The sequence below is a fragment of the Janthinobacterium sp. PSPC3-1 genome (genome assembly GCF_049896105.1).
Classification (GTDB): domain Bacteria; phylum Pseudomonadota; class Gammaproteobacteria; order Burkholderiales; family Burkholderiaceae_D; genus Janthinobacterium.
This window is the reverse complement of record NZ_JAFCTQ010000055.1, coordinates 1-21902: the sequence shown is the minus strand read 5'-3', so window position 1 is coordinate 21902 and position 21902 is coordinate 1. Positions and strand designations below refer to the sequence as shown.

Sequence of the window (21902 nt, the reverse complement as noted above, 5' to 3'; positions counted from 1 at the left end):
CCTCCTCACGACTCGGCTGGCGAAATTTAATTTCGCTGTCGAGCCTGCTTTCCGGATTTACTTCCAAAACCGTTCAACCTCGGATTTCTGCATTTCATCGCGCCAATCCGGCATTTCGTCGCCTTCAACTGGTTTTCATGCACTGCGCTTGCTACCTTGGCACTGTCCCTGCCAGCGTGGCTGCCGGAGACACCACTGGTCCCACTCCCATCCGCATTTTCGATCACAAGGTGAAAACATGAAAACTTCCTTCCCGCGCACCCTCGCCCTCGGTGCCGTCGTTGCCATCCTCGGCCTGTCCGGTTTCAGCGCCAGCGCACTGGAGTTGGGCGAACAGGATACCGTCAAGGTATCGTCGGGCAAGGCCTACAAGCTGGCACCCCAGGAATTTTCCCAGTACGGCAGCACCTACCGGCTCGATACGGGCGACACGCTGGCGCTGCGCCAGCAGGTTAACCGCTATTTCACGCAGATCAAGGGCCAGCCTGAAGTGGAACTGTTCGGCCGCTCGCCTGGCGTATTTGAAACGGCCAGCGGCACGCGCCTGGAATTTCGCGACAATGCCGACGTGATCGCCATCACCGGCCTGCAGCAGCTGCCGGGCGCCGTCGCCCGCGCCGGCGACAAGCTCGACACCGTGCACTACGCGGCACGCTGAGCGGCGCCGCAATATCTGTCTTTTCAGCCGAACAAAAGCACGCGATTGCAGCTTACAATGCCACCGGTAAGGCCCAGGGCGTGATGGACCGCAGGCCATCGTCCTGGCCACGGTGGAGGTGTTCGGATGGAAATGTTCGCGCTCGATGCTGAGCTGGCGCAATGGGCAACTGCCCTGCCGTCGCTGGACGGCGCGGCGCGCCTGCCCGTGCTGCTGCAGCTGTGCTGGCATCTGCGCCAGCGCGACTGCACACGCGCGCTGGCGCTGGCCGAAGAGGCGCGCCGGCTGCTGCCGCAATCGGGCCTGAGCCCGGCGGCGCAGCAACTGGTGATGGCGCGATTGCAGCTGGTGCGGGCCGAAGTGCAGTGGCTGCATGGCGCGCTGGACGAGGCCGAAGCACTGGCCCAGGCCACGCATGCCTTGCTGTGCACGCATGGTGAAGGCGCGGCATGCTTTGATGCGCACTGGCTGCTCGCCTCGATCGCGGTCGACCGCGGCGACCATGTACGCAACAGCGACCAACTGCAGACGGCGTCGGACCTGGCACGTCGCGCCGGCGACGCCATGCGCGCCAGCCTGGCCGATGCCGCCACCGCGCGCTGGGCCGTGCTGCGCGATGGGCCGGCGGCGCAGGCGCGCTGGCGCGACCACTTCGGCGACGCGCCACTGCCGCTGCCGCTGCCGCTGGCGGCCTGGGTCCACGATTTTCGCGGCGGCATGGCCTTCGTGTCGCACGACCTGGGCGCGGCCGTGGGCCACTACATGCAAGCCTATGAAGCGGCGCTGGCCAGCGGACAGTTGCGTCCGGCCATCACGGCCGCCATCAATATCGGCGACTGCTTCAGCCATCTGAACGACCACCAGGCCGCGCTCGAATGGATGCAGTGCGCACTGGACCTGGCGCGCCCTACCCTGTGGCCGCGCAGCATCGGCGCCTGCCAGACGCATACGGCCGAAACCATGCGCAAGCTGGGCCGCCTGGACGCGGCCGGCGAACTGCTGCGCGAGGCGCTGGCCGTGCTGGCCCCCGTATCGGGCGCGCGCAGCTATGCCAATGCGCTGTTCTATCTCGGCGAGCTGAGCCTGGACCAGGGCGACTACGACATGGCGCTCGACGCCTTCAGCCGCCTGGCACAGCGCGCCGAGGCGCTGGACCAGGCCGATTTCCGCGGCAAGGCCCAGCGCGGCAGCGCCCACGCCCTGTCCTACCTGGACCGTCCCGACGACGCGCTGCTGGCCGCCGAACGCGCGCTGCAGCTGGCCAGCGCGCGCGGCGACGCCGTCAACCAGATGGCGGCGCTGCGCGTGCTGGCCATGCTGCATGCGCGCCACGACCTGCCGGCACCAACCGGCATGGCCGAGCCGAATCCGGCGCTGCACTATCTGCAGCAGGCGCTGCAGGTGGCGACGACAATCGACGGCTACGCGCCGCCGGGCGAGCTGCTCGATGCGCTGGCGCGCGAGTATGCCCATGCGGGCGACCATGCGCGGGCCTACGATATCGCGCTCGACGCGGGCGCCGCGCGCGAGCGCAGCCATACGCAGCAGGCCACCAACCGGGCCATCGCCATGCAGGTGCGTCACCAGACCGAACATGCCCGCTCGCAGGGCGATCATCACCGAGCACTTGCGGCCTCCGAAGCGCGCCGTGCGGCAATCCTGCAGCAGACCAGCGACACGCTGGAACGGCTATCGGCCATCGGCCAGGAAATCACCACCCATCTCGACGCCGGCGCCGTGTTCCAGGTGCTCGACCGCCATGTGCACGCCTTGTTGCCCGTCAATACCTTCGCCGTCTACATGCTCGACGCGGCCGGCACGGCGCTGCGCCGCGCGCACGGCATGGAGGCCGGCCTGCCGCTGCCGCACAATGCGATTCCGCTGTCGAATCCGCGCGCCTATTCGGTGCGCTGCCTGACCAACCGCAGCGAAGTGTATATCGCGCAAGTCCCCTCCGGGCGCCACGCCTACACCGTGCCCGGCACCCAGCACAACCAGAGCGTGCTGTACGTGCCACTGATGGTCGGCGAGCGCATCCTTGGCGTGATGACGGTGCAAGCCTGCCATGCGCACGCCTATGGCGAGCGCGAACGGCTGATCTTTCGCACCCTGTGCGCGTATGGCGCGATTGCGCTCGACAACGCCAATGCCTATCGCCAGCTGCAGGATGCGCAGGCGCAACTGGTGTCGCAGGAAAAACTGGCGGCCCTGGGCGCGCTGATGGCGGGCGTGGCGCATGAACTGAACACGCCGATCGGCAACAGCCTGCTGATCGCCAGCACCATGCAGCAAAAGACGGACGACGTGGCGCGCCTGATGAACGGCCCCGGCCTGCGCCGCTCGGACCTGGCCGCCTATATCGACGACGCCGGCAAGGCGTCCGCGCTGGTGATGCGGGGCCTGCACAGCGCGGCCGACCTGGTCAACAGCTTCAAGCAGGTGGCCGTCGACCGCACCACCGAGCAGCGCCGCCCGTTCGACTTGCTGCAGGTCAGCCATGAAATCATCGCCACCGTGATGAACCGCATCCGCAGTTCAGGCCACCGGATCGACACCGAGATCGCATTCGGCATCGGCATGGACAGCTATCCGGGCCCGCTGGGCCAGGTGATCACCAATCTGATCAACAACGCCCTGGTGCATGCGTTTGGCGAACCCGGCAGCCAGCCTGGCGGCGGCCTGATGCGCCTGCAGGCCAGCGCCAGCGAGACACGGGTGCGTATCGTGTTCGAGGACAACGGCGGCGGCATCGCCGAGCAGCATCTGTCGCGCATCTTCGACCCTTTCTTTACCACCAGGCTGGGCCAGGGCGGCAGCGGACTGGGCTTGTCGATCAGTTACAACATCGTCACGGCCTTGCTGGGCGGCACGATCCAGGTGGCCAGCAGCCCCGCCGGCAGCCGTTTTACCCTCGACCTGCCACTGGTGGCGCCGCAATTCGATGGCGCCACGCCGCCGGCCATCTATTGAAGGCCGGCGTGGCGCGGCCAGCGTGGCCCGCCGAGCGTGGCGTGGCCGGTCTTTCCAATCTAAAAGCAAAACCCTTATAATTGAACGGCTGACGTAGCCGCCATTGCATTATTTACAACATGGCAAACCGCACACAGCAGCGCGCCGGGCAGCAGCGCCCTCCGTACAGTGTCATCGACACGGAGGCAGGCCGGCGGGAAAGGCACGCCGCCGGCGGCCTGCGCATCTTCTAGTGGTCATTTATGTCGACAAAAAAACCGATCAAGCACTACCTCCAGTTCTCCGATTTCACATTGGAAGAGTACGACTATGTGATCGAACGCGCCCACCTGATCAAACGCAAGTTCAAGAACTACGAGATCTACCACCCCCTGATCGACCGCACCCTGGTGATGGTGTTCGAGAAGAACTCGACCCGCACCCGCCTCTCGTTCGAGGCCGGCATGCATCAGCTGGGCGGCGCCGCCATCTACCTCAACACGCGCGACTCGCAGCTGGGCCGCGGCGAACCGGTGGAAGACGCCGGCCAAGTCATGTCGCGCATGTGCGACATCATCATGGTGCGCACCTTCGGCCAGGAAATCATCGAGCGTTTCGCCGCCAATTCGCGCGTGCCGGTGATCAATGGCCTGACCAATGAACACCACCCTTGCCAGGTATTCGCCGACATCTTCACCTATATCGAACACCGCGGCTCGATCACCGGCAAGGTGGTCGCCTGGATCGGCGACGCCAACAACATGCTGTACTCCTGGCTGCAGGCGGCCGAAGTGTTCGGTTTCCACGTCAACGTGTCGACCCCAAAAGGCTATGACATCGACCTGGCGCAAGTCAAAACGGAACGCTACACGTTCTTTGACAACCCGTCCGACGCCTGCGAAGGCGCACACCTGGTCAACACCGACGTGTGGACCAGCATGGGCTACGAAGCGGAAAACGCGGCCCGGATCGCCGCCTTCGACGGCTGGATCGTCGACGGCGCCAAGATGGCCCGCGCCGCGCCCGACGCGCTGTTCATGCACTGCCTGCCCGCCCACCGTGGCGAGGAAGTGGCCGCCGAAGTGATCGACGGCCCGCAATCGGTGGTGTGGGACGAGGCGGAAAACCGCCTGCACGTGCAAAAAGCGCTGATCGAATATCTGTTGCTGGGCAAAATCGCATAAAACAGCAGTACCGAAACAAACACCTCAACGACAACTGGAAGCATTATGAGCGACATTAAAAAAGTGGTCCTGGCCTATTCCGGCGGACTCGACACCTCCGTCATCCTGAAATGGCTGCAAGATAACTACCAGTGCGAAATCGTCACCTTCACGGCCGACCTGGGCCAGGGCGAAGAGCTGGAACCGGCACGCGCCAAGGCGATCAAATTCGGCATCAAGCCGGAAAACATCCATATCGAAGACGTGCGCGAAGAATTCGTGCGCGATTTCGTGTTCCCGATGTTCCGCGCCAATACCGTCTACGAAGGCGAATACCTGCTGGGCACCTCGATCGCCCGTCCATTGATCGCCAAGCGCCTGATCGAAATCGCCAACGCCACCGGCGCCGACGCCATCTCGCACGGCGCCACCGGCAAGGGCAACGACCAGGTGCGTTTCGAACTGGGCGCCTACGCGCTGAAACCGGGCGTGAAGATCATTGCCCCATGGCGTGAATGGGACCTGCTGTCGCGCGAAAAACTGCTGAAATACGCGGAAGAGGCCGGCATCGAGATCGACATGAAGCATAAGAACGGCGGCGCGCCGTACTCGATGGACGCCAACTTGCTGCACATCAGCTTTGAAGGCCGCCACCTGGAAAACCCGAGCGCCGAAGCCGAAGAAACCATGTGGCGCTGGACCGTCAGCCCGGAAAACGCCCCGGACGAAGCGGAATACCTGGACATCGAATACGAGCAGGGCGACATCGTCGCCATCAACGGCGTGCGCATGTCGCCGGCCACCGTGCTGGCCGAACTGAACAAGGTTGGCGGCAAGCATGGCGTGGGACGCCTGGACCTGGTGGAAAACCGCTACGTCGGCATGAAGTCGCGCGGCTGCTACGAAACCCCGGGCGGCACCATCATGCTCAAAGCCCACCGCGCCATCGAATCGATCACCCTGGACCGCGAAGTGGCCCACCTGAAAGACGACCTGATGCCGCGCTACGCGTCGATGATCTACAACGGCTACTGGTGGGCGCCCGAGCGCGTCGCGCTGCAGACCCTGATCGACCATACGCAGCAGACCGTCAACGGCTGGGTACGCATCAAGCTGTACAAGGGCAATGTGATTGTCGTCTCGCGCGATTCGAAGACCGACTCGCTGTTCGACATGAATATCGCCACCTTCGACGAAGACGGCGGCGCCTACAACCAGGCCGACGCGGGCGGCTTCATCAAGCTGAACGCCTTGCGCATGCGCATCGCCGCCATCGCGAAAGAAAAGCGCGGCCAGAAGTAATCCGGGCCTGTTTCGCTCGCCAAAACCGCCTTCGGGCGGTTTTTTTGTATCTGGAACGCACTCGGCAGTCAATTCCCTGCCAGTTGCCGCCACGCAGGCATGCCAGAACGCCCCATTGTGTGCGCCCGCGTGGCAAAATGCTGGAATGCAATGAAGTACAAGCAAGCTGACCTTATCGAACCGGAGCCCCCATGTTCAAAGACCTGAGCATCAAGAATAAACTGTACCTGGGCTTCGGCTCCATCGTGGCGATCATCCTGATCCTGCTGGCCGTGGCCTATAACAGTTTTTCGCGCTTGTCCGAAGCGAATCAGTGGGACCGCCACACGATGGAGGTGCTCAGCGAGATCAACAAGATCCACAATTCCATCCTGCAGATCCAGGTCGAGGCGCGCGGCTACATACTGACCGGCAATGAAGCCTCGCTCAATCCGGAAACCGACGAGATGGCCGTGCTGACCCAGCATACGCAAAAAGCGATCGCCATGACGGTCGACAACAAGCCGCAGGCTGAGCGTTTTCGCAAGATTGACCAATTGACCACCACCTGGGTCAAGGACTGGATCAACCCGCAAATCGAGAAACGCCGCGCGCTGGGCAATGCGCCGGGCGCCACCGAAACCGTGGCGCGCAGCATGCCGGCCAATGGCTACCCGGCCGTGGTGCAGGCCAACAAGCTGCTCGACGAGGCGGCCGCCAACGAAACCACGCTGCTGGCCGAGCGCACCGCCACCTCGGCACGGCTGCAGGAAACCATGATGCTGACCCTGGCGCTGGGCGGCCTGCTGTGCATCGTGCTGGCGCTGGGCATCGCCTACCTGCTGGGCCGCGCCATCCTGGGGCCGCTGAACAACCTGACCGACGCGGTCGGCCGCATCGCCGGCGGCGAGCAGAGCGCGCGCGCCGTGATCCTGTCGCGCGACGAGCTGGGCCAGGTGACGGAAGAATTCAACCGCATGGCGCAAACCATCCAGGACAACCAGGCCAATGAGCTGGCCGCCACCAACAGCTTGCGCGCCAAGGTCGATTCGCTGCTGGAAGTGGTGTCGAAAGCGGCCTCGGGCGACCTGACGGGCAAGGTCAGCATCACCGGCAGCGACGCCATCGGCCAGCTGGGCAACGGCCTGGCGAAGATGTTCGAAAACCTGCGCAGCCTGCTCAACAATGTGCAGAAGGCCGGCATCCAGGTGACCACCTCGGCCACCGAAATCGCCGCCTCGGCGCGCCAGCAGGAAGCGACCGGCATCGAGCAGGCGCAAACCAGCGTCGAGATCCTCAGCACCACCAAGGAAATCTCGGCCAATACCAGCCAGTTGCTGAAAACCATGGAAGACGCCACCGCCGTGGCCGACTACACGACCAACGCCACCGCCGAAGCGCAGAACAACCTCAAGCGCATGGACTCGACCATGCAGCACATGGTCTCGGCCACCGATTCCATCAATGCCAAGCTGGCCGCCCTGTCGGAAAAAGCCAGCAATATCAACAGCGTGCTGATCACCATTACCAAGGTGGCCGACCAGACGAATATCTTGTCGCTGAACGCCGCCATCGAGGCGGAAAAAGCGGGCGAAGCGGGCCGCGGCTTCTCGGTGGTCGCCACCGAGATCCGCCGCCTGGCCGACCAGACCTCGGTGTCGACCTGGGATATCGAACAGATGCTCAAGGAAATGCAGTCGGCCGTGTCGGCCAGCGTGATGGGCATGGACAAGTTTTCGGAAGAGATACGCCGCAGCGTGGGCGAAGTGCGCCAGGTCACCGACCAGCTGTCGGGCGTGATGGACCAGGTGCAAAAACTCGCGCCGCAGTTCGACGCCGTGCTGCAGGGCATGCAGTCGCAGGCGATCGGCGCCTCGCAGATTTCCGACACCATGATGCAGCTGAACGACGCCACCCAGCAGACGGTGGAGTCCCTGAAAGCGACCAGCGAAGCGGTGCACCAGCTGCAATATGCGGCGGGCGACCTGCAGTCGAGCGTGTCGAACTTTGCCGTCGCCGTCTAAGCCATGAAAGTGCTGGTGTTTCACATCGGAGATGACCGCTACGGCTTGCGCCTGACGGCCATCGTGCGCGTACTGCCGCTGCTGGAACTCAAGCAGCTGCCGCTCACGCCCGATTACGTGGCCGGGCTGATGGACCTGCATGGCACTCCGGTGCCGGTGATCGACCTGTCGCGCCTGGCCGGCCTGGCGCCGGCTCCCTTGCAATTCGACACCCGCATCGTGGTCGTCGACTACCGCGCGCCCGATGGCAAAAGCCACGCGCTGGGGCTGATGGCCTCGCGCGTGCGCGGCATCGCCGATGTCCATCAGGAACAGCTGGGCGACAGTGGCGTGGCCACCGCACCGTTCCTGGGCCAGGTGGCCAGCGACGCCGATGGCATGCTGCAGCTGATCGAACTCGAACACCTGTTGCCGGCCGAAGTGCGCGCGCTGCTGTTCCAGCCAGGCGGCGCCTCATGACGCCTGCACAAACGCTGCTGCGCCGCGCCACCGGCCTGACCGTCTCGAAATCGATGGCGGAGCGGGCCGTGCGCCAGCGCATGGAACGCACCGGCCAGGACGACAGCGACGCTTACCTGGCCACTATCACGGCCGAGGAAATGACGCAGCTGGTGGAACTGGTGGTGGTGCCCGAATCATGGCTGTTCCGCGATCCGCAGGCGTTTTACGCCACCGTCGACCTGGTGCGCGAGCGCTGGTCGCGCCGCCGCATCACGCGCATCGCCTCGATTCCGTGCGCCGGCGGCGAGGAGCCGTATTCGATGGCGATGGCGCTGCGCGACGCCAACCTGCCGAAGCAGGCCTTCAGCATCGACGCCTATGACCTGAGCCCGGCCTGCATCGAACGCGCGCAGGCCGGCGTGTATGGCCGCAACGCCTTTCGCGCCCAGGACGTGGCCTTTCGCGAGCGCTATTTCACGCATGTGGCCGACGACGCCTACCGCCTGATCGACGCGCTGCGCACCCAAGTGACGTTCAGGCAGGGCAATCTGCTGCAGTTCGATACCGAGGCACTGGACAAGCACTACGACGTGATCTTTTGCCGCAACCTGCTGATCTATTTCGACAAGCCCACCACGCGTGCGGCGATCGCCAAGCTGTCGGCGCTGCTGACCGACGACGGCATGCTGCTGGCCGGCTATGCCGAAGTACCGTCGTTCTGCCAGAACGGCTTTGCGCCGCTGCAGTACCGCCAGGCGTTTGCGCTGAAAAAGGACGATGGCAAGCCTGCGGCCGTCAATCCGGCAGCGGCGCCGGCGCCGCTGCCGGTGGTAAAAAAACCGGTGCTGCGCAGCGTGCCGCCCTTGCCGCCCGCCACTCCCGCGCCAGCCCGTGCCGTGCCTGCGCATCCTCGCCCGGCGTCCGCAGCGGCGCCCGTTGCCGCGCCGGCGGCCGATCTGCTGGCCGAGGCGCGCAGCCTGGCCGACCGCGGCCTGCTGCGCGAAGCCGGAGATAAATGCCATGCGCACCTGGCGCGCGCGCCCGAGGCGGCCGAGGCGTATTATCTGCTGGGCCTGATCAACGAACTGGCCGGCAAGATGGACCTGGCCGACGACTACTGGCGCCGCTGCATCTACCTGCAGCCCGACCATTACGAAGCGCTGTGCCATTTGGCGCTGCTGGCCGAGCGCAATGGCAACCACACGGCCGCCACCACGCTCAAGTCGCGCGCGGCGCGCATCTACCAGCGCCGCCAGGCCAGCGCGAGCCACTAACATGCGGAAGACACGACCATGACCAGCCCTCCCGTGATCAGCACTCCCGCGACCGCGCTGCGCGACGCCATCAGCGATTGCTGGAACCAGATCGGCGTGGTCGGCGACCAGAGCTGCGACAAGCTGCCGGCCAATATCCATTGCCGCAACTGCGAGGTGTATGCCGACGCCGCCCAGCGCAACCTGCAGCGCCCGGTCGACGCGCAATACCGCCAGGACTGGGCCGGCCATTTCCGCGCGCGCCAGGCCGAGGGCGACGCCAGGGACAGTTCGGTGCTGGTGTTTCGCATCGGCCGCGAATGGCTGGCGCTGCCCACGCGCATCTTCGATTCGGTCGCGCCGCAAGCCACGCCGCACGTGCTGCCGCACCGCAGCGGACGCGGCTTGCTCGGCATCGTCAATATCGGCGGCAAGCTGTATCCCTGCATGTCGCTGGCCAGCCTGCTGGGCATCGATGAACAGGGCGCGCCGGCGGCCAAGGGCCGCCACACGTTTGCGCGCCTGCTGCTGATGCGCTGGGAGGACCAGTCGTTCGCGCTGCCGGTGGCCGACTTGCACGGCATCGTGCGCTACGCCGGCAGCGCGCTGCAAACGCCGGCCGCCACCATCAACAAGGGCCTGTCGCGCTTTCTGCTGGGCGTGATCACCGAAAACGAGATGCGCATCGGCTGCCTGGACACGGCGCTGATCGGCTTCCAACTTGCGAGACTATTACGATGAGCCAGGACCAGCACGGCGACCTGAGCGCCTTTTCCATGCTGGACCTGTTCCGCATGGAGGCGGACAGCCAGACGCAAATCCTCACCGACGGTCTGCTGACCGTGGAGCGCCACGCGGGCGACGCCGCCGCCATCGAACCGATGATGCGCGCGGCGCATTCGATCAAGGGCGCGGCCGCCATCGTCGGCCTGCAGGTGGTGGTGCAGCTGGCGCACGGCATGGAGGACAGCTTTGTCGCCGCCCAGCATGGCCAGTTGAAACTGACGCCGGAACGGGTCGACGTGCTGCTGTCCGGCGTGGACCTGATCGTGCAGCTGTCGCGCCTGGACGACGCCGGCGCCGAAGCGTGGCTGGCCACCAATGCGGCGCAGATCGACCAGACGCTGAAGGCGATTGCCGGCATCGCCGAGCTGCCGGAATTGCCGGCCCTGCCGCCGCTGCCCTCCGCGCCGTCCGCACCCAGGATGCCGGCGCCGGCGGCCCCTTCGCTGTCCGGCCTGCCCGACGATATCCAGGCGGCGCTGGCCAGCGAGATGGCCGCCCTGCTCGGCTCGGCCCCGCCGCGTGAAACGCCGGCGGAGGCGCCGGCCATTGCCACTGCGCCGCGCGCCAGCGCCGCCCCCGGCGCCAAGGCGCCGGCGCAGAACTTCGACCGATTGCTGTCGCTGGCCAGCGAATCGCGCATCAATGCGCACCAGATGCATCCGTTTATCGGCGCGCTGCAGCGCTTCAAGCGCAACCAGAGCAGCCTGGTATCCGCCATCGAGCAGTTGCACGAGGCGATCGCCCGCTCGGGCGACGCCGGCCTGATGGAAAAATCCTTGCTGGCGCTGCAAAAGACCCAGCCGCTCAAGCAGTTCGTGCTGGAGCATATCGCCGACATCGAGAACTACGAGCGGCGCCTGCTGGCCGTCTCGCAAGGCATGGTCGACGAAGTGCTGGCGCTGCGCATGCGCCCTTTCCGCGACGGCATCCACGCCTTTCCGCGCATGGTGCGCGACCTGGCGCGCGGCCTGGGCAAGGAAGTGCAGCTCGAGATCGAGGGCGAAGACACCCTGGTCGACCGCGATATCCTGGCGAAGATCGAAAGTCCGCTGAATCACATGCTGCGCAACGCCATCGACCATGGCATGGAAGGCCCGTACGAACGCATCGATGCGGGCAAACCGGCGCTGGGCACCATCCGCATGGAGGCGCGCCACCGCGCCGGCATGCTGAGCATCGAGATCAGCGACGACGGGCGCGGCGTCGACCTGGAAAAAATCCGCCAGTCGGTGATCACCCGCAAGATGGCCAGCCCGGCCATGGCGGCGGCGCTGTCGACCGGAGAGTTGCTGGAATTCCTGTTCCTGCCCGCCTTCAGCCTGAAAGAGAAGGCGAATGAATTGTCGGGACGCGGCGTGGGCCTGGACATCGTGCATGAAACCATCCGCCAGCAAAACGGCACGGTGCGCCTGGAATCGGAGCCGGGCCGCGGCTTTCGCGCCCTGATCACCCTGCCGCTGACGCAATCGATCGTGCGCGCGCTGGTGATCGAAATCCAGGGCCAGGCTTACGCGATTCCCATCGTCAAGGTGGAAAGCGTGGTGCGGGTGCCGCAAACGGCCATCCACACGCTGGAAAACAAGCAGTTTTTCGAGCTCAAGGGCGAGCACCTGGGGCTGGTGTCGGCGGCCCAGGTACTCGAACTGGGCGAGGCCGACACCAACGGCGACGACCTGCCGGTGGTGGTGATCGGCCGCGGCAAGCAAAGCTATGCGATGGTGGTGGGGGCGATACGCGGCGAGCAGAGCCTGGCGGTGCAGGCGATCGATCCGATCTTCGGCAAGATGCGCGACATTTCCGCCGCCGCCCTGCTCGATGACGGCGAACCGGTGCTGATCCTCGACGTGCCCGACCTGCTGCTGTCGATCGACAAGCTGCTGCACGAAGGCGGCCTGCACCAGCTGGCGCAGGGCGGCCCGGTGCAGCAGCGGCGCGCCAAGCGCATCCTGGTGGTCGACGATTCGCTGACGGTGCGCGAAATGGAACGCAAGCTGCTGTTGGGGCGCGGCTTCGCGGTCGACGTGGCGATCGACGGCATCGACGGCTGGAACATGGTGCGCAGCGGCGAATACGACCTGGTGATCACCGACGTCGACATGCCGCGCATGGACGGCATCGAACTGGTCTCGCTGGTCAAGAAGGATTTGCACCTGCACAAACTGCCGGTGATGATCGTGTCATACAAGGACCGCCCGGAGGACCGCGCGCGCGGCCTGTCCGCCGGCGCCGATTATTACCTGACCAAGGGCAGCTTCCACGACGAGACCCTGCTCGACGCGGTGGCCGACCTGATAGGAGACGCCCGCTTATGAGATCGAACACATGAAAATAGCCATCGTCAATGACGTGGCGATGGCGGCCGAGGCGCTGCGGCGCGTGGTCGCCAGCACACAGGAACACCAGGTGCTGTGGATCGCCCGCACCGGCCTCGAAGCGGTCCGCATGTGCGAGGGCAACCGGCCCGACCTGATCCTGATGGACCTGAACATGCCGGAAATGGACGGCGTGGAAGCGACGCGCCAGATCATGGAGCAAAGCCCGTGCGCCATCCTGGTGGTGACCGGCCGCCCGCAGGACAATGTCAACCACGTGTTCCGCGCGCTGGGCGCCGGCGCGCTCGACGTCACCGCCACCCCTGTGCTGCAGGGCAAGGTGGGCGGCGACAGCGAATTGCTGGCCAAGATCAAGACCATCGGCAAGCTGATACGCCACAGCGGTGACACCGCGCCACCGCCACGCCAGAACCCGGTTGGCGAGCGCGGCGATGGCCAGGTGCAGACCCTGGTGGCGATCGGCGCGTCGACCGGCGGCCCGTCGGCCGTGGCCAGGGTGCTGTCGGATTGGACGCCGCCGCCCGGCTGCGCCATCGTGGTGGTGCAGCATATCGACGAAACGTTTGCCTCGCATTTCGCCAAATGGCTGGACGACCAGCTGAGCATGCCGGTGCGCGTGATCGGCGAAGGCGACGAACTGGTGGCCGGCACGGTGCTGGTCGCCAAGACCAATGATCACCTGTTGCTGGATCAAAATTATCGTTTGCGTTACGATGCAGCACCACGCGACTATGTCTACCGGCCTTCGGTCGATGTGTTTTTTCATTGCGTGGCGCGGCACTGGCGTGGCGATGCGGTCGGCATCTTGCTGACGGGCATGGGCCGCGATGGTGGCGATGGCTTGCTGGCCATGCGTCTCGCCGGCAAGACGACCATCGCGCAGGACCAGGCCAGCAGTGCGGTCTACGGCATGCCGCGCGCGGCGGCCGAACTCGATGCGGCGCAGCAGATCCTGCCGCTCGACAAGATAGGCGCAAGCTTGCGCAATCGACTGGGCGCCAAACTCCATCATGGGTAATCGCCCTTCCCCAACCTTTGAAAAGACTGCAATGCCTGAATTTTCATCCCGCTTCCTGCCTCCCGATACCGCCCTGACAGAATTCAAGGTCAGCGTCCTGCTGGTGGACGATCAATTGATCATCGCGGAAGCGATCCGGCGCATGATGGGCGACCAGCAGGATATCGAGTTTCATTACGTGACCGATGCCGAACTGGCGCTGGAGACGGCCGTGCGCATGCAGCCGACGGTGATCCTGCAAGACCTGGTGCTGCCGGGAACCGACGGTTTCGCGCTGATCAAGCAGTACCGCGAACACGAGGCGCTGGCGCACGTGCCGGTGATCGTGCTGTCGGCCAGGGATGATCCGAAACTGAAGGCCTACAGCTTTGCCGTGGGCGCCAACGATTATGTCGTCAAGCTGCCCGACAAGCTGGAATTGCTGGCGCGCATACGCTACCATTCGAACGCCCATATCAGCCGCCTGCAGCGCGACCAGGCCTTCCGCTTCCTGCGCGAAAGCCAGAAAAACCTGGCCGAAGCCAATATTGAGCTGCAGAAACTGGCGGCCCTGGACGGCCTGACGGGCATCGCCAACCGCCGCCGCTTCGATGAAACCCTGCAGATCGAATGGCAGCGGGGCCAGCGCGACAAGGCGCCGCTGAGCCTGCTGTTCTGCGATATCGACCTGTTCAAATCCTATAACGACCAGTTCGGCCACCTGGCGGGCGACCTGTGCCTGAAAAAAGTGGCGGCCGTGCTGACCGAACACCTGAAGCGCCCGGCCGACCTGGCGGCCCGCTACGGCGGCGAGGAATTCGCGCTGGTGCTGCCGGAAACGGACGTCGAGGGCGCCATGCTGATCGCCGAAGCGTGCCGGCGCCACCTGGAAAGCCTGCAGATCGAGCATCCGGTCGCCGCGCTGGGCATCGTCACGGTGTCGATCGGCGTGGCCAGCGTGGTGCCGTCGCCACAGTCGACCGTCGAGCAACTGATCAACCGTGCCGACCAGGCACTGTACGCCGTCAAGCGCAGCGGGCGCAACAGCGTGCTGAAGGCCGAAGACACCACCACCTGATTGTTAACCGCGATTTTTCAACCACCGAGAAGGCAAGCACAAGCATGAGCAACAGCGCACAACTGGACAATGTCAGCGTCGTCAAGAAATCGAACATCTATTTTGATGGCAAGTGCATCTCGCACAATGTCATCTTCGCCGATGGCACCAAGAAAAGCGTGGGCGTGATTTTCGCGTCCTCGCTGCGCTTCAACACGGGCGCGCCGGAAATCATGGAAATTGTCGGCGGCCTGTGCAAGGTACGCCTGGCCGACGCCAGCGACTGGACCAGCTATGGCGCGGGCCAGCAATTCAGCATCCCGGGCAACAGCTATTTCGATATTGAAACTTTAGAGACCGTCGACTACGTCTGCCATTTTGGTTGATTAGACGAACACCGGCTCCGGCGACAGCACTACCCCATACTTCGCCTCGACATCCTTGCGGATCGCCTCGGCCAACCCGGTAATGTCCGCGCCACGAGCGCCGCCGTTATTGACCAGGACCAGCGCCTGCCTGGGATACACTCCCGCGGGCCCCAGGTTTTTCCCCTTCCAGCCGCACTGATCGATCAGCCAGCCCGCCGCCAGCTTTTCGGTGCCGTCCGGCTGCGCATGGTGCACCAGCGCCGGATAGCGTTCCAGCAACTGTGCGCAATGCTCTCTGGACACCACCGGATTCTTGAAGAAACTGCCGGCATTGCCGATCACGGCCGGGTCCGGCAGCTTGCGCCGGCGGATCGCGATCACCGTATCGGCCACCTGCTGCGCCGTTGGGTTTGCCAGTTGCTGTTCCGCCACGGCCTGTGCCAGTTCCGCATAGCGCAGATTCGGCTGCCACTGCGCCGGCAGGGCGAACGTGACTTCCAGCACGATCAGTTCAGCGCCGTCGGCATGCTTGAAGATGCTGTCGCGGTAGCCGAAGCGGCAGGCCTCGCGGTCCATGTCGAACACGATGCCGCTGCCTGCGTGCATCACGCTGACGCTGTGGAGAACCTCCTTGATTTCCACGCCATAGGCGCCGATATTCTGGATCGGCGCCGCGCCCACGGTACCCGGGATCAGCGACAGGTTTTCCAGCCCGCCCACGCCCTGCGCCAGGGTCCACTGCACGAAAGCGTGCCAGTTTTCGCCGGCCGCCGCCGTGACTAAAATGGTGTCGAACGATGCTTGCGCCAGGCGCATGCCGCGCGTCGCCATGTGCAGCACGGCGCCGGGAAAGTCGCCGGTCAGCACGATATTGCTGCCGCCGCCCAGCACCAGGCGCGGCATGCCGGCCAGCGCAGGATCTTGCAGGGCCGCTTGCAATTGCAAGGTGGAAGTGATGCGCACATAGGCGGCGGCCTGGGCCGTAATGCCGAAGGTATTGAGCGCTTGCAGGGGATAATTGTGTTCGATGGTGAGCTCTGGAGACATGGGATACCGTTTATTTTGCTCGATTATAGAGTGAATGCGACAAAAAACCAGCGCAAGACAAGGGCAGGCAGGCCGTTGTCCGTTAAAATGTCGCATCTTTAACAGGGCCACGCCACTTGCAACAGCAGGCACCCGGCGCGCCAGGCGCGCACCGCTCCAAACACGAAAGGACTGACCATGCCGTCATTTGATGTAGTTTCCGAAGCCGATATGATCGAAGTGAAAAACGCGGTCGAACAAGCCAACAAGGAAATTTCGACCCGTTTCGACTTCAAGGGCAGCGACGCGCGCGTCGAGCACAAGGAAAATGAACTGACCGCGTTTGCGGATTCCGATTTCCAGCTCAGCCAGGTACGCGACGTGCTGACCAACAAACTGACCAAGCGCAAGGTCGATGTCCGTTTCCTCGACGAGGGCGACATCAAGAAGATCGGCGGCGACAAGGTCAAGCAGATCATCAAGATCAAGAACGGCATCGAAACGGATGATGCGAAAAAAATCGTGCGCGTCATCAAGGATAGCAAGATGAAAGTGCAAGCGAGCATCCAGGGCGAAGCCGTGCGCGTCACGGGCGCCAAGCGCGACGACCTGCAAGCGGCGATGGCCATGCTGCGCAAGGATGTGCCGGACATGCCGCTGGAATTTAATAATTTCCGCGACTAAACGCGGCCCGGCCTGCGTTTGCGGCCCTGTTGCCGCGTCGCCTAAACAAAGTGCGCGCGCCGAAGCGCTTTCCCGCTTGGGGTAGAATTGGGCTTGCGCACAGTAATAACGACGGTAGTCTAAGGATAGCAATGAAACGTGTTGATGATTTCCGCCTGCGATTTGGCGAAAAAGAGTATGTGCCCATCATGATCGGCGGCATGGGCGTGGATATTTCCACGTCGGAGCTGGCGCTGGAAGCGGCCCGGCTCGGTGGTATCGGCCATATCTCCGATGCCATGGTGGAAGACGTGTCGGATCGCCGTTTCGACACCACCTTCGTCAAGGACAAGACGAAACTCTACAAATTCAATATCAATAACAGCGACAAGGCCGTGGTGCAGTTCGACCTGGGCCGCCTGGCCGACGCGCAGCGCCGCCATATCGGCGCCACCATGGAAGCGAAAAAAGGCGATGGCCTGATTTTCGTCAACTGCATGGAAAAGCTGACCATGAACGGCCCGCGTGAAACCTTGCGCGTGCGCCTGAACGCGGCGCTCGACGCCGGCATCGACGGCATCACCCTGTCGGCCGGCCTGCACTTCGGTTCCTTCGCGCTGATGGCCGACCACCCGCGTTTCCGCGATGCCAAGCTGGGCATCATTGTCTCGTCGGTGCGCGCCTTGCAGATTTTCCTGCGCAAGAACGCCAAGCTGAACCGCCTGCCCGACTTCGTCATCGTCGAAGGCCCGCTGGCCGGCGGCCACCTGGGGTTCGGCATGGACTGGGCCAATTACGACCTGCACACGATTACGGCGGAATTGCTGGCCTACCTGAAAGCGGAACAGCTCGACATTCCGCTGATCGCGGCTGGCGGCATTTTCACGGGCAGCGATGCCGTGTCGTTCCTCGAAGCGGGCGCGGCCGGCGTGCAGGTGGCCACGCGCTTTACCGTCACCACCGAATGCGGCCTGCCGGACAAGGTCAAGCAGGAATACTACAAGGCCTCGGAAGAAGACATCATCGTCAACGGCGTCTCGCCGACCGGCTACCCGATGCGCATGCTGAAAAACACGCCGGCCATCGGCGCCGGCATCCGTCCCGGCTGCGAATCGTACGGCTATTTGCTCGATGCGACCGGCAACTGCGCCTACATCAACTCGTACAACCGCGAAGTGGCGGCCCATCCCGAGCTGAAAACCGTGTCGGTGATGGACAAGACCTGCCTGTGCACGCACATGCGCAACTTCAACTGCTGGACCTGCGGCCATTACACCTACCGCCTGAAGGACACCACGCACAAGCTCGACAATGGTGAATACCAGATCCTGTCGGCCGAACACGTCTTCAAGGACTATCAGTTCAGCGTCGACAACCAGATCGCCCTGCCGGAAAAAGAAACCGCAGCCTGACCAGGCTCGGCTTCAAAATAGTGGCGCAGCCTGCGAGGGCTGCGCCATTTTTTATGCCAGCGGCACTGCCGCCAGCGCCTGCTCCAGTTGCGCGAAACGGGGCCGCTGCAAGGGCTGTTCCTGCAAGCAAGCACTCGCCAACGCCTGCAGCGCCGGCAAGGGCGTATCGCAGCGATCCAGCAATTCCTCCAGCAGCACGCCAAAGGCACGCACCTCGATACCCTGCAGTACAGCCGCGATCGCCGCGTCGGGAGCAAACAGCGAGGCACCGCCAAAGTCGCCCAGCAGGCAACGTCCATCCGGGTGGCGCAGGATATTGTGCGCGTACAAGTCGCCGTGCAGAATGCCATGCGCATGCAGTTGCTGCGCCGCCGACGCGATGCCATGGGCAATCGCCAGCACCTGCCGCTCGCTGAAACGCACGGCACTGTCGTACATGTCGCGCGTGCAGGATGCCAGGCTGGGCGGTCCCGCCAGATTGACAAACGCCGGATCGATCAGCGGCATTACCAGCCCCGGCGATCCTTGCGGGTGAGCGCTTACCGTACCGAGGATGGGGATCATGCCGGCATGCGCGCCGGCGCTGACGCAGGCCGCCATTTCGCTGCGCGGCAAGCCATCGCTGGTCATCGCGCCCTTGAACACCTTGACGGCCACCGGCTTGCCGTCCAGTGTCGCCTGCGAAATCACCCCCGAGGCGCCCTCGCCCAGCTGCCGTCCGATCCGCAGGCGCTCCCAGGCTATATGCGCCAGGCCGGCGGCGTCCAGGGCGGCCGTTTCACGCGTCTCATTGAACGGGTTGCCGGCGCAGGCAAGCCAGCTCAGGCGCGGCAGTTCCTGCAGCCAGTCAGGCAAGGCCGGCAGGCGGTTGGCGGAGATACGCAGCAATTCCAGCCGCGTGCAACGCGCCAGCGAGGCCGGCAAGGAGGTCAGGCGGTTACCAGCGAGCATCAGCTTTTGCAACTGGGTGCAATTGCCGATGTCGTCTGGCAACACGTCGATGGCGTTATCGGTCAAGGTCAGCCAGCGCAGCTTGGGCGGCAGCGCCGCAGCCGGTATCTCGCGCAACTGGTTGGCCTTGAAACCGATCATGCTCAGCTCAGGGCATGCACCGAGCACGACCGGCAGAGATGTGAACAGGTTATCGGAGCAAAAGACGATACGCAACTTGTGCAGGCGCGGCAGGTCATCGGGCAGGGATGACAGCGCGTTACCCGACAGGTCGAGGATTTCCAGGGTATCGGCCAGATCATAGATCTCGGGCGGAAACGAAGTCAGGCCGCAGGACAGGCTCAAACGCTGCGCGCCGGCCAACTGGCCGGCGCGCAATTGTTCCAAAGTAGTGGACAAGGCATGCTTTCAAATCGATAAAATCAAAGTGTAGCAGGCGCCCGTTTTCCACTCAGCATTTTTTGCGCCACATCGGCCAGCAAGGCCAGCACCAACGCGCCGACCGCCGTGACCAGCAACACATGGTAATTGCCGCCGCTATGCGAAAACATCCAGGAGTAGCCATAGCCGGCCAGCGCCTGGAACAGGGCAAACACGGTGGTGGCGCGGCTCCAGGCCGCATTTTGCGCGGCGGCGTCATGCTGCAGCAGCTCATGCAAGCGGCCCAGGGTGATGGGGACGATGCCGGGAGGAAAAGTTCCCACGACAAAGGTCGCCAGCATCAGCACCGCATGTTGCTGCAATACCATCATCACACCCAGCGCCACCGCCTGCAGCAACAGTGCCAGGCGGCTGGTCATGGCCGGGCCGATACGGTCGGCCAGCGCGCCATACAGCATCGGGCCGGCAATCGCGCCCAGTCCATAGATGACCCAGAAAACAGCCGCCTCATGCGCGCCCCAGCCCAAGCCACGGGCCACGTAATCGACCAGGAACACCATCATCGGCACCAAGGCCACGGCCATCAAGGCATATTGCACGAACAGGATATTCAGGGCCAGGGCCATGCCGGGCGGCTGTGCGGCGCCATGTTGTGCGGGGAGCGGCTTGCCGGTCGGCGGCGTGGCCGGCCAGAAGGTCCAGCTGATGATCGCCAGCAATAGCGACAAGCTGCCCAATCCCAGCCAAGCGGCGCGCAGGCCCAGTTGCATCAGCAGCGGCACCAGGGTGCCCGAGGCGGCGACACCGAAGCCGATGCCGACAAAAATCGCCCCTCCCGCCAGCCCCCTGCGGTGCACCGGCACCTGGGGCAAGACGGTCGACGCGACCAGTACCATGATGCTGCCGCCTGCCAGGCCCGACAAAAAGCGCCAGATAAAAAACCAGCTGACCGACAGAGGAAACGCGCAGGCAAAAAAGGCCAGCGAGGCCAATACCATCATGCCGCGCAGGATGAAATGCGCACTGAGACGCCGCGCCATCGGCCGGCCCAGCAAGGCGCCGGCCAGATAGCCGAGCAGATTGGCCGCGCCCAGGTAAATCACGTCGTCCACCGAAAACCAGTGGGCTTCGATCAGCGAGGGGATCAGGGGCGTATATGCAAAGCGGGCCAGGCCGATACCGACCAGGCTGGCGCACAGGCCGGCGGCAATCGCGCGCAAGCTGGCGCCGGTATTGTCCTGGTCGGCGATGGGGGATGTTGCACTCATGAACGTCTTTCGTCAGTGATCATGTTTGACAGAATAGTCAAACTTGACAGTGGTGTCAAGAATACCCATAATTCCAATATGGCTGGTAAAAAACAATTCAACGAAGAACAGACCCTCGATCGCGCCATCGGCGTTTTCTGGGAACGCGGCTACGCCGCCACCTCGATGCAGGACCTGGCGCAGGCGACGGGCGTGCTGCGCGGCTCGCTCTACAACGCCTATGGCGACAAGCAGGCCATTTTCTTGCGCGTATTCGAACGCTATCGGCGCACCTTCCTCGACGCGGCGCGCCTGCAACTGGCGGCAGCCGACCCGGCCACCGCCCTGCACGATTTTTTCGCGTACACCATCAATACCATGACCGAGGCCGTGCCGCCGGTCGCACCGTCGCAGGAAACGTCCACCCGTGGTTGCCTGACGACAAAAATCGCCACCGACGAAACCGCCATGGATGAACCGGTGCGCACCGCCTTGCGCGGCATGCTCGATGAACTGGAAGAGATTCTGTTGACGCGCCTGGCGATGGCCGATGCGCGTGCCCGCCTGACCTTGCCACCAGCCGACGCAGCCCGCCTGGCGGCCACCTTGACGCGGGGAATCGTGGTGATGGAGCGTATCTACCATGCGCCGGCCGCGCTGCTGGCGACGGCCGATTCGCTGGTGAAGGTGTTGTTTCAGCCAAACCCTTGAACACCCGGGGTCGGCCCCTCAGGAACTCGGCATCCCCGTCCGACCCCAGCCCTTCGCTTGGGGTTAACAATACAAACCACCAGACGAAAAAAAAACCCGACCATTTCTGATCGGGGTTTTTCTTTTACTGCGTATAACAAGCCTGACGATAACCTACTTTCACACTGGTTGCAGCACTATCATCGGCGCAAAGTTGTTTCA

The 21902-nt window shown here is 64.0% G+C and carries 18 protein-coding genes; 15 read left to right on the top strand and 3 right to left on the bottom strand.

Annotated elements, in window-relative coordinates:
* Positions 1-238 precede the first annotated feature (238 nt).
* From ACP7B7_RS29665 to ACP7B7_RS29610, 12 genes are all read left to right on the top strand, one after another.
* Positions 239-658, top strand: coding sequence for a hypothetical protein (locus ACP7B7_RS29665; protein ID WP_308922433.1), 420 nt, complete (start codon positions 239-241; stop codon positions 656-658).
* Between the two features lie 126 nt (positions 659-784).
* On the top strand, positions 785-3628 hold the full coding sequence (locus tag ACP7B7_RS29660) for an ATP-binding protein (RefSeq protein ID WP_426079080.1): 2844 nt from the start codon (positions 785-787) through the stop codon (positions 3626-3628).
* 242 nt (positions 3629-3870) lie between these two features.
* The gene (gene argF, locus ACP7B7_RS29655; RefSeq protein ID WP_308922435.1) at positions 3871-4791 is read left to right on the top strand and encodes an ornithine carbamoyltransferase; all 921 of its coding nucleotides are present in this window, start codon (positions 3871-3873) and stop codon (positions 4789-4791) included.
* 45 nt (positions 4792-4836) lie between these two features.
* Entirely contained in the window at positions 4837-6072 is a 1236-nt protein-coding gene (locus tag ACP7B7_RS29650; RefSeq protein ID WP_308922436.1) for an argininosuccinate synthase, read from the top strand.
* A 191-nt stretch (positions 6073-6263) separates the two neighbouring features.
* On the top strand, positions 6264-8075 hold the full coding sequence (locus tag ACP7B7_RS29645) for a methyl-accepting chemotaxis protein (RefSeq protein WP_308922437.1): 1812 nt from the start codon (positions 6264-6266) through the stop codon (positions 8073-8075).
* Positions 8076-8090: 15 nt separating this feature from the next.
* The gene (locus ACP7B7_RS29640) at positions 8091-8534 is read left to right on the top strand and encodes a chemotaxis protein CheW (RefSeq protein WP_308922438.1); all 444 of its coding nucleotides are present in this window, start codon (positions 8091-8093) and stop codon (positions 8532-8534) included.
* On the top strand, positions 8531-9790 hold the full coding sequence (locus ACP7B7_RS29635; RefSeq protein ID WP_308922439.1) for a CheR family methyltransferase: 1260 nt from the start codon (positions 8531-8533) through the stop codon (positions 9788-9790). Before ACP7B7_RS29640 ends, ACP7B7_RS29635 begins: the two co-directional genes overlap by 4 nt.
* 18 nt (positions 9791-9808) lie before the next feature.
* Positions 9809-10510, top strand: coding sequence for a chemotaxis protein CheW (locus ACP7B7_RS29630; protein WP_426079079.1), 702 nt, complete (start codon positions 9809-9811; stop codon positions 10508-10510).
* On the top strand, positions 10507-12867 hold the full coding sequence (locus ACP7B7_RS29625; protein ID WP_426079078.1) for a hybrid sensor histidine kinase/response regulator: 2361 nt from the start codon (positions 10507-10509) through the stop codon (positions 12865-12867). Before ACP7B7_RS29630 ends, ACP7B7_RS29625 begins: the two co-directional genes overlap by 4 nt.
* Before the next feature lie 10 nt (positions 12868-12877).
* Positions 12878-13906 (top strand): chemotaxis-specific protein-glutamate methyltransferase CheB, encoded by a 1029-nt coding sequence (gene cheB, locus ACP7B7_RS29620; RefSeq protein WP_426079077.1) that lies wholly within the window; start codon positions 12878-12880, stop codon positions 13904-13906.
* Between the two features lie 31 nt (positions 13907-13937).
* On the top strand, positions 13938-14963 hold the full coding sequence (locus tag ACP7B7_RS29615) for a diguanylate cyclase (RefSeq protein ID WP_426079076.1): 1026 nt from the start codon (positions 13938-13940) through the stop codon (positions 14961-14963).
* Between the two features lie 44 nt (positions 14964-15007).
* Complete coding sequence (locus tag ACP7B7_RS29610) at positions 15008-15328, top strand: pyrimidine/purine nucleoside phosphorylase (protein WP_426079075.1); 321 nt, start codon at positions 15008-15010, stop codon at positions 15326-15328.
* Here ACP7B7_RS29610 and murB read toward each other — a convergent pair whose 3' ends face one another.
* On the bottom strand, positions 15329-16357 hold the full coding sequence (gene murB, locus ACP7B7_RS29605) for a UDP-N-acetylmuramate dehydrogenase (protein WP_426079074.1): 1029 nt from the start codon (positions 16355-16357) through the stop codon (positions 15329-15331).
* Positions 16358-16534: 177 nt separating this feature from the next.
* Here murB and ACP7B7_RS29600 point away from each other — a divergent pair, with 177 nt between their 5' ends.
* Together ACP7B7_RS29600 and ACP7B7_RS29595 are read left to right on the top strand one after the other, a co-directional pair.
* Positions 16535-17020 (top strand): YajQ family cyclic di-GMP-binding protein, encoded by a 486-nt coding sequence (locus tag ACP7B7_RS29600; RefSeq protein WP_065306321.1) that lies wholly within the window; start codon positions 16535-16537, stop codon positions 17018-17020.
* 131 nt (positions 17021-17151) lie between these two features.
* Positions 17152-18411 (top strand): nitronate monooxygenase, encoded by a 1260-nt coding sequence (locus tag ACP7B7_RS29595; RefSeq protein ID WP_308922446.1) that lies wholly within the window; start codon positions 17152-17154, stop codon positions 18409-18411.
* Between the two features lie 51 nt (positions 18412-18462).
* On the opposite strand, the gene ACP7B7_RS29590 is transcribed toward ACP7B7_RS29595, so the two are convergent.
* Together ACP7B7_RS29590 and ACP7B7_RS29585 are read right to left on the bottom strand one after the other, a co-directional pair.
* Positions 18463-19761: a leucine-rich repeat-containing protein kinase family protein gene (locus ACP7B7_RS29590; RefSeq protein WP_426079073.1), complete on the bottom strand. Its 1299-nt coding sequence runs from the start codon at positions 19759-19761 to the stop codon at positions 18463-18465.
* A 23-nt stretch (positions 19762-19784) separates the two neighbouring features.
* On the bottom strand, positions 19785-21011 hold the full coding sequence (locus ACP7B7_RS29585) for a YbfB/YjiJ family MFS transporter (RefSeq protein WP_308922448.1): 1227 nt from the start codon (positions 21009-21011) through the stop codon (positions 19785-19787).
* Positions 21012-21089: 78 nt separating this feature from the next.
* Here ACP7B7_RS29585 and ACP7B7_RS29580 point away from each other — a divergent pair, with 78 nt between their 5' ends.
* Positions 21090-21701: a TetR/AcrR family transcriptional regulator gene (locus ACP7B7_RS29580; protein WP_426079072.1), complete on the top strand. Its 612-nt coding sequence runs from the start codon at positions 21090-21092 to the stop codon at positions 21699-21701.
* The last annotated feature ends 201 nt before the right edge of the window (positions 21702-21902 follow it).

What these genes read in the sequence shown, in the direction of transcription:
- ACP7B7_RS29635 (WP_308922439.1), top strand. Translation starts at nt 8,531, where the DNA reads ATGACGCCTGCACAAACGCTGCTGCGCCGCGCCACCGGCCTGACCGTC.
- ACP7B7_RS29580 (WP_426079072.1), top strand. Translation starts at nt 21,090, where the DNA reads ATGGCTGGTAAAAAACAATTCAACGAAGAACAGACCCTCGATCGCGCC.
- cheB (WP_426079077.1), top strand. Translation starts at nt 12,878, where the DNA reads ATGAAAATAGCCATCGTCAATGACGTGGCGATGGCGGCCGAGGCGCTG.
- ACP7B7_RS29610 (WP_426079075.1), top strand. Translation starts at nt 15,008, where the DNA reads ATGAGCAACAGCGCACAACTGGACAATGTCAGCGTCGTCAAGAAATCG.
- ACP7B7_RS29645 (WP_308922437.1), top strand. Translation starts at nt 6,264, where the DNA reads ATGTTCAAAGACCTGAGCATCAAGAATAAACTGTACCTGGGCTTCGGC.
- ACP7B7_RS29665 (WP_308922433.1), top strand. Translation starts at nt 239, where the DNA reads ATGAAAACTTCCTTCCCGCGCACCCTCGCCCTCGGTGCCGTCGTTGCC.
- ACP7B7_RS29600 (WP_065306321.1), top strand. Translation starts at nt 16,535, where the DNA reads ATGCCGTCATTTGATGTAGTTTCCGAAGCCGATATGATCGAAGTGAAA.
- ACP7B7_RS29650 (WP_308922436.1), top strand. Translation starts at nt 4,837, where the DNA reads ATGAGCGACATTAAAAAAGTGGTCCTGGCCTATTCCGGCGGACTCGAC.
- ACP7B7_RS29585 (WP_308922448.1), bottom strand. Translation starts at nt 21,011, where the DNA reads ATGAGTGCAACATCCCCCATCGCCGACCAGGACAATACCGGCGCCAGC.
- ACP7B7_RS29625 (WP_426079078.1), top strand. Translation starts at nt 10,507, where the DNA reads ATGAGCCAGGACCAGCACGGCGACCTGAGCGCCTTTTCCATGCTGGAC.
- ACP7B7_RS29595 (WP_308922446.1), top strand. Translation starts at nt 17,152, where the DNA reads ATGAAACGTGTTGATGATTTCCGCCTGCGATTTGGCGAAAAAGAGTAT.
- ACP7B7_RS29615 (WP_426079076.1), top strand. Translation starts at nt 13,938, where the DNA reads ATGCCTGAATTTTCATCCCGCTTCCTGCCTCCCGATACCGCCCTGACA.
- murB (WP_426079074.1), bottom strand. Translation starts at nt 16,357, where the DNA reads ATGTCTCCAGAGCTCACCATCGAACACAATTATCCCCTGCAAGCGCTC.
- ACP7B7_RS29660 (WP_426079080.1), top strand. Translation starts at nt 785, where the DNA reads ATGGAAATGTTCGCGCTCGATGCTGAGCTGGCGCAATGGGCAACTGCC.
- argF (WP_308922435.1), top strand. Translation starts at nt 3,871, where the DNA reads ATGTCGACAAAAAAACCGATCAAGCACTACCTCCAGTTCTCCGATTTC.
- ACP7B7_RS29630 (WP_426079079.1), top strand. Translation starts at nt 9,809, where the DNA reads ATGACCAGCCCTCCCGTGATCAGCACTCCCGCGACCGCGCTGCGCGAC.